This window comes from Lysobacter humi (ex Lee et al. 2017), from assembly GCF_054781815.1.
In genome coordinates this window covers 493,575-507,456 of the sequence record NZ_BAAGTR010000012.1, presented here as the reverse complement: position 1 = coordinate 507,456, position 13,882 = coordinate 493,575, and the positions used below count along the sequence as shown (strand labels likewise).

Annotated in this window: 16 protein-coding genes and 2 tRNA genes; 16 read left to right on the top strand and 2 right to left on the bottom strand. The window is 69.1% G+C overall.

Annotated elements, in window-relative coordinates; all coding sequences use genetic code 11:
- Positions 1 to 411 carry a type IV pilin protein gene (locus ACYVJJ_RS13410; protein ID WP_460834282.1) on the top strand — a complete coding sequence of 137 codons (411 nt, stop codon included), beginning with the start codon at positions 1 to 3 and terminating at the stop codon, positions 409 to 411.
- Positions 412 to 482: 71 nt separating this feature from the next.
- Positions 483 to 559 (top strand) — tRNA-Asn (locus ACYVJJ_RS13405).
- Positions 560 to 605: 46 nt separating this feature from the next.
- Here ACYVJJ_RS13405 and ACYVJJ_RS13400 read toward each other — a convergent pair.
- Positions 606 to 1,124, bottom strand: a complete 519-nt coding sequence (locus tag ACYVJJ_RS13400) for a GspH/FimT family pseudopilin (protein WP_460834280.1) — start codon at positions 1,122 to 1,124, stop codon at positions 606 to 608.
- A 167-nt stretch (positions 1,125 to 1,291) separates the two neighbouring features.
- Here ACYVJJ_RS13400 and uvrB point away from each other — a divergent pair, with 167 nt between their 5' ends.
- Positions 1,292 to 3,319 carry an excinuclease ABC subunit UvrB gene (gene uvrB, locus ACYVJJ_RS13395; protein ID WP_460834279.1) on the top strand — a complete coding sequence of 676 codons (2,028 nt, stop codon included), beginning with the start codon at positions 1,292 to 1,294 and terminating at the stop codon, positions 3,317 to 3,319.
- 67 nt (positions 3,320 to 3,386) lie between these two features.
- Positions 3,387 to 3,461: transfer RNA gene (locus tag ACYVJJ_RS13390), tRNA-Val, on the top strand.
- A gap of 60 nt (positions 3,462 to 3,521) precedes the next feature.
- On the opposite strand, the gene ACYVJJ_RS13385 is transcribed toward ACYVJJ_RS13390, so the two are convergent.
- A complete protein-coding gene (locus ACYVJJ_RS13385; RefSeq protein WP_460834277.1) occupies positions 3,522 to 3,821 on the bottom strand; it encodes a hypothetical protein in 300 nt (99 codons plus the stop codon).
- A 163-nt stretch (positions 3,822 to 3,984) separates the two neighbouring features.
- Between ACYVJJ_RS13385 and moaA the strand changes: the two genes are divergently transcribed.
- From moaA to pheS, 12 genes are all read left to right on the top strand, one after another.
- Complete coding sequence (moaA, locus tag ACYVJJ_RS13380; RefSeq protein WP_460834276.1) at positions 3,985 to 4,965, top strand: GTP 3',8-cyclase MoaA; 981 nt, start codon at positions 3,985 to 3,987, stop codon at positions 4,963 to 4,965.
- 1 nt (position 4,966) lies between these two features.
- Positions 4,967 to 5,953 (top strand): bifunctional molybdenum cofactor biosynthesis protein MoaC/MoaB, encoded by a 987-nt coding sequence (gene moaCB, locus ACYVJJ_RS13375; protein ID WP_460834275.1) that lies wholly within the window; start codon positions 4,967 to 4,969, stop codon positions 5,951 to 5,953.
- A complete protein-coding gene (locus tag ACYVJJ_RS13370) occupies positions 5,950 to 7,194 on the top strand; it encodes a molybdopterin molybdotransferase MoeA (RefSeq protein WP_460834274.1) in 1,245 nt (414 codons plus the stop codon). The genes moaCB and ACYVJJ_RS13370 overlap by 4 nt, the downstream gene beginning before the upstream one ends.
- Positions 7,191 to 7,451, top strand: a complete 261-nt coding sequence (locus tag ACYVJJ_RS13365) for a MoaD/ThiS family protein (protein ID WP_460834272.1) — start codon at positions 7,191 to 7,193, stop codon at positions 7,449 to 7,451. The genes ACYVJJ_RS13370 and ACYVJJ_RS13365 overlap by 4 nt, the downstream gene beginning before the upstream one ends.
- Position 7,452: 1 nt before the next feature.
- Complete coding sequence (locus ACYVJJ_RS13360) at positions 7,453 to 7,905, top strand: molybdenum cofactor biosynthesis protein MoaE (protein WP_460834271.1); 453 nt, start codon at positions 7,453 to 7,455, stop codon at positions 7,903 to 7,905.
- Positions 7,902 to 8,441, top strand: coding sequence for a molybdenum cofactor guanylyltransferase (gene mobA / locus ACYVJJ_RS13355; RefSeq protein WP_460834269.1), 540 nt, complete (start codon positions 7,902 to 7,904; stop codon positions 8,439 to 8,441). Before ACYVJJ_RS13360 ends, mobA begins: the two co-directional genes overlap by 4 nt.
- Positions 8,438 to 8,761 carry a hypothetical protein gene (locus ACYVJJ_RS13350; RefSeq protein WP_460834267.1) on the top strand — a complete coding sequence of 108 codons (324 nt, stop codon included), beginning with the start codon at positions 8,438 to 8,440 and terminating at the stop codon, positions 8,759 to 8,761. The genes mobA and ACYVJJ_RS13350 overlap by 4 nt, the downstream gene beginning before the upstream one ends.
- A 194-nt stretch (positions 8,762 to 8,955) precedes the next feature.
- Positions 8,956 to 10,854 (top strand): threonine--tRNA ligase, encoded by a 1,899-nt coding sequence (thrS, locus tag ACYVJJ_RS13345; RefSeq protein WP_460834265.1) that lies wholly within the window; start codon positions 8,956 to 8,958, stop codon positions 10,852 to 10,854.
- 60 nt (positions 10,855 to 10,914) lie between these two features.
- Positions 10,915 to 11,442, top strand: coding sequence for a translation initiation factor IF-3 (gene infC / locus ACYVJJ_RS13340; RefSeq protein ID WP_460834695.1), 528 nt, complete (start codon positions 10,915 to 10,917; stop codon positions 11,440 to 11,442).
- Between the two features lie 608 nt (positions 11,443 to 12,050).
- Positions 12,051 to 12,248 carry a 50S ribosomal protein L35 gene (gene rpmI / locus ACYVJJ_RS13335; RefSeq protein ID WP_460834264.1) on the top strand — a complete coding sequence of 66 codons (198 nt, stop codon included), beginning with the start codon at positions 12,051 to 12,053 and terminating at the stop codon, positions 12,246 to 12,248.
- Between the two features lie 14 nt (positions 12,249 to 12,262).
- The gene (gene rplT, locus ACYVJJ_RS13330; protein WP_460834263.1) at positions 12,263 to 12,622 is read left to right on the top strand and encodes a 50S ribosomal protein L20; all 360 of its coding nucleotides are present in this window, start codon (positions 12,263 to 12,265) and stop codon (positions 12,620 to 12,622) included.
- Positions 12,623 to 12,869: 247 nt separating this feature from the next.
- Positions 12,870 to 13,865: a phenylalanine--tRNA ligase subunit alpha gene (gene pheS / locus ACYVJJ_RS13325; protein ID WP_460834261.1), complete on the top strand. Its 996-nt coding sequence runs from the start codon at positions 12,870 to 12,872 to the stop codon at positions 13,863 to 13,865.
- Positions 13,866 to 13,882: the final 17 nt, after the last annotated feature.

The following is a 13,882-nucleotide window of genomic DNA, read 5'->3' as shown; positions in this document are numbered from 1 at the left end:
ATGAACCCTAATCGGATGCAGCGTGGATTCACCCTGATCGAGCTGATGATCGTGGTCGCGATCATCGCGATCCTCGCCTCGATCGCCTATCCGGCGTACCAGCGGCACATCGTCAAGACGCGGCGCGCGGCGGCGGCGGCCTGCGTGCAGCAGGCGGCTCAGTTCATGGAACGCCATTACACGGCGAAGATGACGTATGCCGGCGCGACGCTGCCTGCCCTGGGCTGCATCACGGAACTCGCACCTCATTACACGATCGGGATCAGCGGTGCCCCGACGGCTGCTGCGTACACGATCCAGGCAGCACCCACGGCGCTTCAGAACGACGCCAAGTGCGGCACGATCGGCGTCAACCAAGTGGGCACGCGCTCCAAGTCGGGGAGCGCGACCAGCGTGACCGAGTGCTGGTGATGCGGGGCTGCGGGAGTCGCCTCGCAATGGGGGATTGACCCCCGCCACAGGTCGTCTAAAATGCGGGGCCCGCCCGAATAGCTCAGCCGGTTAGAGCACTTGACTGTTAATCAGGGGGTCGTTGGTTCGAGTCCAACTTCGGGCGCCAGATTGCGAAAGGCCTGCAGAAATGCAGGCCTTTTTCTTTTTGCGGCTCATGACTCGAACGGGCAGGGACGAACACGGGCGGGGCGCTCGCTCCGCGCCCGGCCCGCGTTGTTGACGATGACTTGCGCCGCCAATCCCTGCCGGTCGCAGAGCGAAAGCGTGACGTTCGAGCCGGCCGACCAGCCGTTCGGTGAGAAACGGACGAGCGGCCGGCCGCGGGTACTTGCCATCCGGTGATGACGAAGCGGCTCGAATTCGCGGATGACTTCGCCGTTCCTCTCCGGTTGGCCGCTCCGGTCCGCGTCGACGAAGAGGAGCCAGCCGCTGTCCCAGCGGAGATCGTCGCGGCACGACTTGCCGTCAATGGTGGGGCAAAGGGCCACCGGCCGCCCACGACGCACGGCCTCGAGCCGCGCAAGCGCCAGAGCACCGGTCGCCTCGTGCACGACGGCCATCGTCCGGTGACGCTCGATGAGCCGAGAGAACGGGGGCACCGTGACTGCGGCGAGCACGGTCGCGGCCACGAGCGTGATCAGAAGTTCGAGTAGCGTGAATCCGCGTTCCATGCCGTGAGACCGATGTCCGTAAAGATGTCAGCAGTCTCTGCTGCGCCCGGCGAGCGTTCGATCGGGCGGGGGCGCTGACGCGGGTCGGACTCAATCCCCCCGGCCCGCGGATTTTTCCTAACGCTGACGCGAGCCTCCTAGACTTGGAGGACCGCACGGGTGCACCCATGGCCGAATCGCAACGCTTCCAGCTCGTTTCCCCCTACTCGCCGGCCGGCGACCAGCCGCCGGCGATCGAGCGCCTGGTCGCCGGGTTCGAGGCGGGCCTCGCGCACCAGACGCTGCTGGGCGTCACCGGCTCGGGCAAGACCTACACGATCGCGAACGTCGTCTCGCGGATCCAGAAGCCAACCATCGTCATGGCGCCGAACAAGACGCTCGCGGCGCAGCTCTACGGGGAGTTCAAGTCGTTCTTCCCGCACAACGCGGTCGAGTATTTCGTCAGCTACTACGACTACTACCAGCCCGAGGCCTATGTGCCGTCCTCGGATACGTTCATCGAGAAGGACAGCTCGGTGAACGAGCACATCGAGCAGATGCGCCTGTCGGCGACGAAGGCGCTGCTCGAGCGGCGTGATGCCCTGATCGTCTGCACCGTGTCGGCGATCTACGGCCTCGGCGACCCGTCCGAGTACCACCGGATGGTGCTGCACATGGTCAAGGGCGAACGCATCGACCAGCGTGACCTGATCCGGCGCCTGACCGAGATGCAGTACAGCCGCAACGACACCGAGCTGCGCCGCGGCACCTACCGCGTTCGTGGCGAGGTGATCGACGTGCATCCGGCCGAGAGCGAATCCGAGGCGCTGCGCATCGAGCTCTTCGACGGCGAGGTCGAGCAGTTGTCGGGCTTCGACCCGCTCACCGGCGAGGTGCTGCGCAAGCTGCCGCGCTACACCGTGTATCCGAAATCGCACTACGTCACCACGCGCAAGACGGTGCTGGAGGCGGTGGAGACGATCAAGGCCGAACTGCGCGAGCGGCTGGAGGAGCTCTATGCGCAGAACAAGCTGGTCGAGGCGCAGCGGCTGCAGCAACGCACCACGTTCGACCTGGAGATGCTCGCGGAGGTCGGCTTCTGCAACGGCATCGAGAACTACTCGCGCCACATGACCGGCCAGAAGCCGGGCGAGCCGCCGCCGTGCCTGTTCGACTACATCCCCCCGGATGCACTGATGGTGGTGGACGAATCGCACGTGACGGTTCCGCAAGTGGGTGCGATGTACAAGGGCGACCGATCGCGCAAGGAGACGCTCGTCGAATTCGGCTTCCGCCTGCCGTCGGCGCTGGACAACCGGCCGCTGCGCTTCGAGGAGTGGGAGGCGCGGGCGCCGCGCGCGATCTACGTCTCCGCCACGCCGAGCCAGTACGAGCTGCAGAAGTCCGAGGGCGAGATCGTCGAGCTGGTGGTGCGGCCGACAGGTCTGGTCGACCCGGTCGTGGAGGTGAAGCCGGTCGCCACGCAGGTCGACGACGTGCTTGGCGAGATCAACGAGCGCGTCGCCATGGGCGACCGCGTGCTGATCACCACGCTCACCAAGCGCATGGCGGAGAACCTGACCGAGTACCTGGCCGAGCACGGGATCAAGGTCCGCTACCTGCATTCGGACATCGACACCGTCGAGCGCGTGGAGATCATCCGCGACCTGCGCCTGGGCAAGTTCGACGTGCTGATCGGCATCAACCTGCTGCGCGAGGGCCTGGACATGCCGGAGGTCTCGCTGGTCGCCATCCTCGACGCGGACAAGGAGGGCTTCCTGCGCTCGGCGGGCTCGCTCATCCAGACCATCGGGCGCGCGGCGCGCAACGTGCGCGGCAAGGCGATCCTGTACGCCGACACCGTCACCCGCTCGATGAAGATGGCGATGGACGAGACCGAGCGGCGCCGCCAGAAGCAGGTCGAGCACAACCTCGCGCACGGGATCACGCCGCAGTCCGTGGTGCGGCCGATCAAGGACATCCTCGAAGGCGCGCGCGCCGAGCCCGAGGATGCGAAGGGCAAGGGCCGGGGCAAGGGTCGTCGCGTGGCCGAATCGGAAACCGACTACGCGGCGCTCAGCCCGGTGCAGCTGGCCACGAAGATCAAGGCGCTGGAGCAGCAGATGTACCAGCACGCGCGCGACCTGGAGTTCGAAGCGGCCGCACGGGTGCGCGACCAGCTGCGCAAGCTGAAAGAGGCGGGCTTCGCCAGCTGACCGGCTTGCCGCGGCCGCGACGGCTGGCTACACTGTGCGCCCTTCGCCGAGGCATCGCCCCGGCAACGGGCGGTTAGCTCAGCGGTAGAGCACTACCTTGACATGGTAGGGGTCACAGGTTCGAACCCTGTACCGCCCACCACTTACGTGGACAGACGACGGCGTGATCCTCGCGGATCGCGCCGTTTTCGTATCCGCGGTCCTAGGCCGCGTTCCTGCGGCCGGCACGCTGGCGACGCCGCCGCCGCGCGGGCGCGCCGGTGACCGCCCCGCCGCGTCGCGCGCCGGGCAGGTGCTCGACCCGCTCGGCGATCCGCCCCTCGACCTCCAGCATCGCGGCCCACGCCACCAGGCAGCCCACCGTCGCGAGCGCCGCGAACGCGCGGGCGGTCGATTCGAGCCGGCACGCGGCCGCGATGAGGATCGCGGTCGCACCGGCGAGCAGGGCGAGCAGGGTACGGATGCGGCGCAACTGGCGACGCGGGGTGGGCGCGGTGTCCATCGGCAGATCCATTGCGGATTTGCGCGCATTTTCGGCAGCCGCGGTGACAAGGCGGTGAGCCGGATCTGAAGCTTGTGTGACATGTTGAACTCGTCGCACCCGCCGGCGCGGTAAGCTGCCCGCTGCGCTGCCGGATCCCATCCGGACGGCCGAATGGAGTGCGATGCGCGTGCTGACCGACCCCCACGGTCGAAGCTTTCCCTACCTGCGGCTGTCGCTGACGGAAGCCTGCAACTTCCGTTGCGGCTATTGCCTGCCGAACGGCTATGCCGCCGACGGCCGCCCGGTGTTCCTCGCGCCCGACGAGGTCGGCCGGCTCGTGCGTGCCTTCGCCGCCGTGGGGATGCGCAAGGTGCGCCTGACGGGCGGCGAGCCGACGCTGCGCAAGGACCTCCGCGACGTCATCGCGACGGTCGCCGCGGTGCCCGGTATTCGGAGCGTCGCTCTCACCACCAACGGCACGCGGCTGCCCGAGCACGTCGGGCCGTGGCGCGAAGCGGGCCTGACCGCGCTCAACGTGAGCGTCGACAGCCTCGATGCCAAGCGCTTCCACGCGATCACCGGGCACGACCGCCTGCCCGAGATCCTGCGCGGTATCGAGCGGGCGCTCGACCTGGGCTTCGACGCGGTCAAGCTCAATGCGGTGCTGCTGCGCGACCTCAACGACGACGAGCTGCCCGCATGGCTCGGCTACCTTCGCACGCGCCCGGTCGCGGTGCGCTTCATCGAGCTGATGCGCACGGGCGACAACGTCGCATATTTCGAGCGCCACCATGTGCGCGCCGAAGCCCTCGAGCATCGGCTGCGCGACGCGGGCTGGGTGCGCACGGTGCGCGCGCCGGATGCGGGCCCGGCGATCGAATACGTGCATGCCGACCATGCGGGGCGCATCGGCATCATCGCGCCGTATTCGCGCGACTTCTGCGCGGGCTGCAATCGTCTGCGCGTCACCGCGCGCGGTGACCTGCGCCTTTGCCTGTTCGGCGATTTCGGCGTCCCGCTGCGCCCGCTGCTGCAGCGCGACGAGGACCGCGACGCGCTCGTCGACCTGATCGCGCGCCAGCTGCGCCTCAAGGCGGCGGGGCATGGCCTGCACCAGGGCGACAGCGGCATCACACCGCATCTCGCGTCGATCGGAGGCTGAGTTGAGCGGCGAGGCATTCCACATGGCCGACATCCGCGGCAAGCGGCCGACGCGGCGTCGTGCCGTCGCGGTCGGCGAACTCCATGCCGGCGTGGAGGCATTCGCGGCGATCGTCGAGCGCCGCCTGCCGAAGGGCGATGCGCTGGTCATGGCGGAGATCGCCGGACTGCAGGGCGCCAAGCAGGCCTCGGCGCTGATGCCGCTCTGCCATCCGCTGCTGCTCGAACTGGTGCGGGTGCGCTGCATGCCGGTCCCGGAGCGTCATGCGATCCGTGTCTACTGCGAGGTGGCCACCGAGGCGCGCACGGGCGTCGAGATGGAAGCACTCGCCGGCGCATCCGCCGCATTGCTGACGCTTTACGACCTCACCAAGCCGGTCGAGCCCGCGCTCTCGATCGAAGCGGTGCGCCTGCTCTTCAAGGAGGGCGGCAAGAAGGGCGCATGGCGGCATCCCGACGGGATGACCGACGAGGAGGTCACGCACTATCGGCCCCGCAGTCCGGTGCGACTCGACGGCATCGCCTGCGCGGTGGTGACGCTCAGCGATCGCGCGCATGCCGGCTCCGTGCAGGATGTCTCCGGCCCCGCGCTGACGAAGCTGCTCCAGGACGCCGGTGCCGTGGTGACCTCGGCCTGCCTGCCCGATGGCGTGGAGCCGCTGCGTACGCACCTGCGGTCGCTCGCGGCGCAGGGACAGGTCCTCTGCCTTTGCACGGGCGGTACGGGCCTCGGGCCGCGCGATCTCACGCCCGAGGCGCTCGATCTCGACGATGCGCGCGACGTTCCCGGCGTGGCCGAGCTCTTCCGCAGCGAGAGCGCGCACTTCACGCCGCTCGCCTGGCTGAGCCGCGCGCGCGCGGTGCAGCTCGACGGGATGCTGGTGATCGCGCTGCCCGGCAGTCCACGCGCGGTGGCGCAGGCCTGGGAGATCCTCGCGCCGTTGCTCACGCATGCGCTGTCGATGGCGAGTGGCGACGGTCACCCATGATCGACTACGCCGACGCTCTGCAGCGCCTGCTGGCCGTCGCGCCGGCGCCGGTCACGGAACGCATCGCGACGATGCAGGCGCGCGGCCGCATCCTCGCCCGTGACGTGCGCAGCCTCGAATCGCTGCCGCCGTTCGACAACTCGGCGATGGACGGGTTCGCGCTGGCCTGCGGCGATGTGGGTCTCGCCGCCGGAGCCGAGCTCGATGTCCGCGGCGAACGCGCCGCGGGTGACGCGCGGGGTCCGATGGGCGAGGGTGCCTGCGAGGTCATGACCGGCGCGCCAGTGCCGTCCGGCCTCGACGGCATCGTGCCTGTCGAGCAGGTCGACGTGGTCGCGACGGACGCGACCGGGCGACCCGCGCGCATCCGCCTGAAGGTCGACGTGGCCGCGGGGCAGCATGTGCGCCGCGCGGGCGAAGACGTCGCAGCCGGCGATCGGGTCCTGCCTGCAGGCCGGCGGCTCGATGCGGCGGCCTGCATGCTGCTGGTCGGGCTCGGCGTCGCGGACGTCGATGTCGCTGCGGCCGCCCCGGTGGGGCTCGTGACCACCGGCCGCGAGCTCGTCGACGATCCGGCAGCGCCGCTGCGCGATGGCCAGATCCGCAACACCAACGGCCCGTTCCTCGCGATGCGGCTCGAGGACGCCGGCGCGCGCGTCGTGCATCGGGCGACGGTCGGCGACGCGGCCGACGCCTTCCTCGCCGAGCTCGGCGGTGCGATCGACCGTGGCGCGCGCGTGCTGGTCAGCACCGGCGCGGTGTCGATGGGCCGCTACGACTTCATCCCGCAGGCGCTCGAGCGCCTCGGCGCCGAGGTGCTGTTCCACAGGGTCCGCATCCGCCCCGGCAAGCCGATCCTCGCCGCGCGCCTACCCGGCGACCGCCTGTTCTTCGGGCTGCCGGGAAATCCCGCGTCCACGGCGGTGGGCCTGCGCTTCTTCGTCGAGCCCGTGCTGCGCGCGATGCTCGGTCTTCCGCCCGAGCCGGTGCGGCGCCTGCCGCTCGCGGTGGCGTATGCCAAGCGGGTCCCACTGCGCATGCATCTGAAGGCGCGGGTCGCCATGGCATCGGACGGTCGCCTCGAGGTCGCCGTGCTCGGTGGACAGGAGTCGTTCCGCATCCGCCCGCTGCTGGACGCCAACGCCTGGGCCGTGATCGAGGCCGAGCACGACGCGCTCGCCGCGGGAACGCCGGTCGCCGTCTACAGCCGCGGCCATCTCGATCCGCTGGAGGTCGCATGAGGCAGGTGGAGCTGCAGCTGTTCGGTGCGTTCCGCGACGCACAGCCCGGTGCGCGCCTCGTGCTCGCGGTGGACGGCGGGCAGGTGCGGGACCTGCGCGCCGCAGTGCAGGCACATGCGCAGTGTGCCTGGGGCGAGGCCGCGATCGCCCTCGTCGCGCGCTCGGCCTTCGCCAGCACGACCCATGTCCTGCGCGACGCGGACGCGCTGCCCGACGACGGACGCCTTGCGCTGCTGCCGCCGGTGAGCGGGGGCTGACGTGCGCCATCACCTCGAGATCCTCGATGCGGCGACGGGCGCTCTCGACATCGACGCAGCCTTCGCGCACGTCGCCGATCCCGGCTTCGGCGGCACCACGGCGTTCGTCGGGCGCATCCGCGACCTCAACCATGGGCGGCGCGTCACCGGCGTGAGCTACGACCTGTTCGACGCCCTCGCATTGCGGCGGTTCGAGGAGATCGCCGCCGATGCGGAAACACTCGTCGGCCCGGAACTGCGGCTGTGGATCGCGCATGCCAAGGGGCGGCTTGGCGTGGGCGGCGTCGCGGTGGTCATCGCCGCCGGTACGCCGCACCGGGACGAGGCCTTCCGAGCCTGTCGGCAGGTGATCGAAGCGGTCAAGCACACTGTCCCGATCTGGAAGCAGGAGCACTACGCCGACGGCAGCAGCGAATGGAGCGAGGGCTGCTCGCTGTGCGACGGGGCGAGATGAGATTCGCCGGGCTGGTGCTCGCGGGTGGGCGCTCCTCGCGGATGGGACACGACAAGGCGGCGCTCGTGCATCGCGGGCGGACCCTGCTCGACCACATGGAAGCGACCCTCCGCGCGGCCGGCGCGACGCATGTCATCGTCAGCGGCGATCGCGCGGGCGGCGTCCCGGATCGCCGTCCGGGCCTCGGCCCCGTCGGCGGGATCGAGGCCTGCCTGCCGGAGCTCGACGACGGGCTCGTGCTCGTGGTCCCGGTCGACATGCCGCGGCTCGATCCGGTGCTGCTTGGAAGGCTCGCCGATGCCGCGGCACTGACCCGCTCGGCGCGGTTCGAAGGCCATCCCTTGCCTTGGGCGTTTCGCGTCGACGGCGCGGCGCGCAACGCGGTCGCTGCCGTCGTCCCCGCTGACGACCGAGGGCGCTCGCTGCGCGAACTGCAGATGCGGCTCGCGACCGTCTCGCTAGCGATGCCGGCGGGCGGGGAGGCCGGCTTCGTCAACGTGAATACCCCCGCGGACTGGGAGGCGCTGGGTCCATGAAGCTCCAGCTCGCGACCGACGTCCTCCGCCTGCGCCTCACCACGGCGGAATTCGCCCGGCTGCGCGCCGGCGACGCCGTCGAGGCCCGGCTGCCGCTGCCGCACCGGGCGCCGTTCGAGATGCGTGTCGAGTCCGGCGACGTGTTCGCCGTGCCGGAGGGCACCGGCCTGCGGCTGCGCTTGCCCTCAGCGGACCTCGCCGCGCTCGACGCGCGCCTGCCCTGTCGTGACGGCCTCGAATACGTCGCGAACGGGCCCACCGGTCCGGTCCGGATCGTGGTGGAGGTCGACATCCGCGACGGCCGCCGCACCACGCGTTGACTTGGTCGGGCCGCTGGCGAACCATTGCGGTCCGTGCGACGCGCCCGTCGCGCACCAGCCGAGGTGGCCCGCGGTGACGCCGGCCGAGCGTGCGACATGAGCACTACCACCGCCCGACGCTGACCTCCCCGTGCCGGCCCATGCCGGCACCGCATCTCCGTGCCGCGCTGCCGGCATCGTTCGACCGGAACCCCATGATCGCCATCACGCTCCCCGACGGCTCGCGCCGCGAGTTCGAGAACCCCGTATCCGTCGCCGAGGTCGCCGCATCGATCGGCCCGGGCCTCGCGAAGGTCACCGTGGCCGGGCAGGTCGACGGCAAGCTCGTCGATGCCTCGGATGTCATCGACCACGACGCCACGCTGCGGATCATCACGCCGAAGGATCCCGAGGGCGTCGAGATCATCCGCCACTCGTGCGCGCACCTCGTCGGCCACGCGGTGAAGCAGCTCTATCCGAACGCCAAGATGGTGATCGGCCCGGTGATCGAGGAAGGCTTCTACTACGACATCTGGAGCGAGCGCCCGTTCACGCCCGACGACCTCGCCGCGATCGAAAAGCGGATGCAGGAACTGATCGACAAGGACTACGACGTCATCAAGAAGATGACGCCGCGCGACGAGGTCATCGCGACGTTCAAGGCGCGCGGCGAGGACTACAAGCTCCGCCTCGTCGAAGACATGCCCGACGAGACACATATGGGCCTGTACCACCACGAGGAATACGTCGACATGTGCCGCGGCCCGCACGTGCCGAACACGCGCTTCCTCAAAGCGTTCAAGCTCACGCGCATCAGCGGTGCCTACTGGCGCGGCGATTCCAAGAACGAGCAGCTCCAGCGCATCTACGGCACCGCCTGGGCGGATTCCAAGCAGCTCAAGGCCTACATCCAGCGCATCGAGGAAGCCGAGAAGCGCGACCACCGCAAGATCGCCAAGCAGCAGGACTTGTTCCACCTGCAGGAGGAAGGCCCGGGCCTGATCTTCTGGCATCCGAAGGGCTGGTCGATCTGGCAGGTGGTGGAGCAGTACATGCGCCGCGTCTACCGCGACTCGGGCTACCAGGAAGTGCGCTGCCCGCAGATCCTCGACGTGTCGCTGTGGCAGAAGTCCGGCCACTGGGACAACTACAAGGACAACATGTTCTTCACCGAGTCCGAGAAGCGGACCTACGCGCTGAAGCCCATGAACTGCCCGGGCCACGTGCAGGTCTTCAACCAGGGCCTGCACAGCTACCGCGACCTGCCGATCCGCTACGGCGAGTTCGGCGCCTGCCATCGCAACGAGCCGTCCGGCGCGCTGCACGGCATCCTGCGCGTGCGCGGCTTCACTCAGGACGACGGCCACGTCTTCTGCACCGAGGACCAGATCGAGGGCGAAGTCCGCGCCTTCCATGCGCAGGCGCTGAAGGTCTATTCCGACTTCGGCTTCACCGACATCCAGATCAAGATCGCCCTGCGCCCGGACAACCGCCTCGGCGACGACGCGACTTGGGACAAGGCCGAGAACGCCCTGCGCGACGCGCTGAGCGCGGCAGGCGTCGAGTGGCAGGAGTTGCCGGGCGAGGGCGCCTTCTACGGCCCGAAGATCGAATACCACCTTCGCGACGCCATCGGCCGCACCTGGCAGCTGGGCACGATGCAGGTCGACTTCATGATGCCGGGGCGCCTCGGGGCCGAGTACGTCGACGAGAGCTCCCAGCGCCGCCACCCGGTGATGCTCCACCGGGCGATCGTCGGCTCGATGGAGCGCTTCATCGGCATCCTGATCGAGCACCACGCCGGCGTTTTCCCGAGCTGGCTGGCGCCCGTCCAGGCGGTCGTGATGAACATCACCGACGCCCAGGCCGACTGGGTCGACGAGGTCCGGAAAACCCTTACGAATCAAGGCTTCCGGGTCCATTCCGATTTGCGGAACGAGAAGATCGGCTATAAGATCCGCGAGCACACGCTGCAGCGCGTGCCGTACCTGCTGGTGGTCGGAGACCGCGAGAAGGAAAACGGCATGATCGCCGTGCGGACCCGCGGAGGGGAGGACCTGGGCTCGATGAGCATCGACCAGTTCGCCGCGAGACTGCAGGGCGAAGGCCTCTAACGGGCCGCTGCGGATTCGACCGGCCGTGCGCACGGCCGGTTCCAACCTGGAGACTGCGACATCAGTACCGCCGAAAAGCCCAATCGAAAGAATGCTGAAATCCGCGTACCGCGCGTCCGCGTCATCGGGAGCGATGGCGAGATGATCGGCGTGCTCACGCGTGACGAAGCGCTGACGATGGCCCAGGACGAGGGTCTCGACCTCGTCGAGATCCAGCCGAACGCGGATCCGCCGGTCTGCAAGATCATGGACTTCGGCAAGTTCCGCTTCGAACAGCAGAAGAAGGCCAACGAGGCCAAGAAGAAGTCGAAGCAGGTCGAAATCAAGGAAATGAAGTTCCGGCCGGTCACCGACGAGGGCGACTACCAGATCAAGCTGCGCAACATGCGCCGTTTCCTCGAGGAAGGCGACAAGATCAAGGTCAACATCCGCTTCCGCGGCCGCGAGATGAGCCACCAGGAGCTGGGTCGCCAGATGGCCGAGCGCATCGAGCGGGACCTGGGCGAGGACATCGTGATCGAGTCCCGGCCGCGCCTCGAGGGCCGGCAGATGGTGATGATGATCGCGCCGAAGAAGAAGCAGCCGTAAGGGCTGCATCGGCAGGAAGGCCCGCTTCGGCGGGCCTTTCGCTTTTCCGGCGGGGCGGCTCCTCGTGCTGCGAGGGCTGTGGGACGGGTGCCCACGCGTGTCTGGCGAAGTGGCGGCACGCCGGGGTCGCCGAGTGTGTCCGCGCGCGCCGGCCGATCGCATGCAGGACGACTTCGCGCGGCTGCCGCGCGGAAACTGAGCCTCGCGGTTGTCCCGCGGTCGCTGGCCGGACCGGGCCACCGGCCGACACGTCTGCCTTGGCGCCCCGACGGCGCGGGCTGGCAGCCGGGTTGCGCGGACGCCGCGCCGATGCGGTCCCGCTCACGGCAGGCACGCTGCCGGCGCGGAGTGCGACCAGCGCCGGCCGGGCCGGGCAGGTCCGCCGGAACTCAGGGCTTCGGCCTGTTCGGCGTAACCGGTTCAATTTGCACAGGTTTAACGCCTCGTGCACAATACGCGGCCCGGTTTGCGCCGGGCGTGCCGCGAGGCACATCAGGACCCGTCACGACCGGCTCGCCGGACCGTAGACCACACGCCGGTATGGGCAGGACGGAAAGCGTGGCGCGAGCCACCGCCCAGCCAGTCAGAAACTCCGAACGGACATCGATATGCCCAAGATCAAGACCAATCGGGCGGCGGCCAAGCGCTTCCGGAAGACCGCTTCCGGCAAGTACAAGTGCGGCCACGCCAACAAGAGCCACATCCTCACCAAGAAGGCGACCAAGCGGAAGCGCAACCTGCGGCAGACGAACCACGTTCGTGCCGAGGACGCGGGCCGTCTGGACCGCATGATGCCGTATCTCTGAGGGGGGGCTGAACAATGGCACGAGTTAAGCGTGGCGTGATGGCGCGTCGCCGTCACAAGAAGGTCCTGACCCAGGCCAAGGGTTACTACAACGCGCGTCGCAAGGTTTTCCGCGTCGCCAAGCAGGCGGTCACGAAGGCGCTGCAGTACGCCTACATCGGCCGCAAGCAGAAAAAGCGCCAGTTCCGCACCCTGTGGATCGCCCGCATCAACGCGGCGGCCCGTCAGAACGGCATGAGCTACTCCCGCTTCATCAACGGTCTGCTGAAGGCCGGTATCACGCTCGATCGCAAGGTGCTGGCGGACATCGCCGTGCACGACGCGGCGGGCTTTACCGCGCTGACCGAGAAGGCGAAGAGCGCGCTCGCGGCGTAAGAAGCACATAGCGGAGCCCGCGCGCCATGCGTGGGCCCCGCGAAGAGCCTCACGCATGGGGAAGGGCGCAAGTCCTTCCCCATGTTCGTTTCAGGGGTGATGCACGGCACGCGAGCGACGACGCCGCATGCCGGGCAGAACGCCGTCGCGCCGCGCGCGATGGCCGGGCGCGACTTCCGGCGGCCCGTCCCGCTGCCGGCGCGGCGATCACGCAGGCGGTGCGCCCATCACGCGGAGTTCCAATGCCATGACCGACATCCAGTCGCTGACCCACCAGGCGCTCGCGGACATCGCCGCAGCCGATTCGCCCGAGGCCGTCGAGGCGCTGCGCGTCGCGCTGCTCGGCAAGTCGGGCAGCATCACGGGGCAGCTCAAGCAGCTCGGGGCGCTTCCCGCCGACGCCCGCAAGGCCGCAGGCGAAGCGATCAATGCCGCGCGCGATACGGTGACCGGCGCGCTCGCCGAGCGGCGTGCGCTGCTCGACGCGGCGGCACTCGAGACGCGTCTCGCGTCCGAATCGATCGACGTCACGCTGCCCGGCCTGGCCCGCGCGCACGGTGGCCTCCATCCGGTCACGCGCACGCTCGAGCGCATCGCCGAGATCTTCGGCCGGCTCGGCTACCAGCTGTCGGACGGCCCCGAGATCGAGGATGACTGGCACAACTTCGAAGCACTGAACTTCCCGCCGCACCATCCGGCGCGCGCGATGCACGACACGTTCTACTTCGGCGACGGTCGCCTGCTGCGCACGCATACCTCGGGCGTGCAGGTGCGCTACATGCTCGGGCACCAGCCGCCGCTGCGGATGATCGCCGCCGGCAAGGTCTACCGGTCCGACAGCGACCAGACCCACACGCCGATGTTCCACCAGGTCGAAGGCCTGCTCGTCGACGACCGCGCGAGCTTCGCCGACCTGAAGGGCACGCTGGTCGAGTTCGTGCGCGCCTTCTTCGAGGACGACCTCGAGATGCGCTTCCGTCCGAGCTATTTCCCCTTCACCGAGCCGTCGGCAGAGGTCGACATCGCCTGGAAGCAGCCCGACGGCAGCACGCGCTGGCTCGAGGTGCTCGGCTGCGGCATGGTCCATCCGAACGTGCTGCGCAACGTCGGCATCGACCCGGAGAAGCACACCGGCTTCGCGTTCGGCCTCGGCGTCGAGCGCTTCGCGATGCTGCGCTACGGCGTCGACGACCTGCGCAGCTTCTTCGAGAACGACGTGCGCTTCCTCCGGCAGTTCGCCTGAGCGACACGCCACCGTCC

Excerpts from the sequence above, each read along its gene's own strand:
- ACYVJJ_RS13350 (WP_460834267.1), top strand. The coding sequence starts at position 8,438 with ATGAAGCTCCAGCTCGCGACCGACGTCCTCCGCCTGCGCCTCACCACG.
- ACYVJJ_RS13400 (WP_460834280.1), bottom strand. The coding sequence starts at position 1,124 with ATGGAACGCGGATTCACGCTACTCGAACTTCTGATCACGCTCGTGGCC.
- ACYVJJ_RS13385 (WP_460834277.1), bottom strand. The coding sequence starts at position 3,821 with ATGGACACCGCGCCCACCCCGCGTCGCCAGTTGCGCCGCATCCGTACC.
- uvrB (WP_460834279.1), top strand. The coding sequence starts at position 1,292 with ATGGCCGAATCGCAACGCTTCCAGCTCGTTTCCCCCTACTCGCCGGCC.
- mobA (WP_460834269.1), top strand. The coding sequence starts at position 7,902 with ATGAGATTCGCCGGGCTGGTGCTCGCGGGTGGGCGCTCCTCGCGGATG.
- rpmI (WP_460834264.1), top strand. The coding sequence starts at position 12,051 with ATGCCCAAGATCAAGACCAATCGGGCGGCGGCCAAGCGCTTCCGGAAG.
- ACYVJJ_RS13410 (WP_460834282.1), top strand. The coding sequence starts at position 1 with ATGAACCCTAATCGGATGCAGCGTGGATTCACCCTGATCGAGCTGATG.
- rplT (WP_460834263.1), top strand. The coding sequence starts at position 12,263 with ATGGCACGAGTTAAGCGTGGCGTGATGGCGCGTCGCCGTCACAAGAAG.
- ACYVJJ_RS13370 (WP_460834274.1), top strand. The coding sequence starts at position 5,950 with ATGATCGACTACGCCGACGCTCTGCAGCGCCTGCTGGCCGTCGCGCCG.
- ACYVJJ_RS13365 (WP_460834272.1), top strand. The coding sequence starts at position 7,191 with ATGAGGCAGGTGGAGCTGCAGCTGTTCGGTGCGTTCCGCGACGCACAG.
- pheS (WP_460834261.1), top strand. The coding sequence starts at position 12,870 with ATGACCGACATCCAGTCGCTGACCCACCAGGCGCTCGCGGACATCGCC.
- moaA (WP_460834276.1), top strand. The coding sequence starts at position 3,985 with ATGCGCGTGCTGACCGACCCCCACGGTCGAAGCTTTCCCTACCTGCGG.
- thrS (WP_460834265.1), top strand. The coding sequence starts at position 8,956 with ATGATCGCCATCACGCTCCCCGACGGCTCGCGCCGCGAGTTCGAGAAC.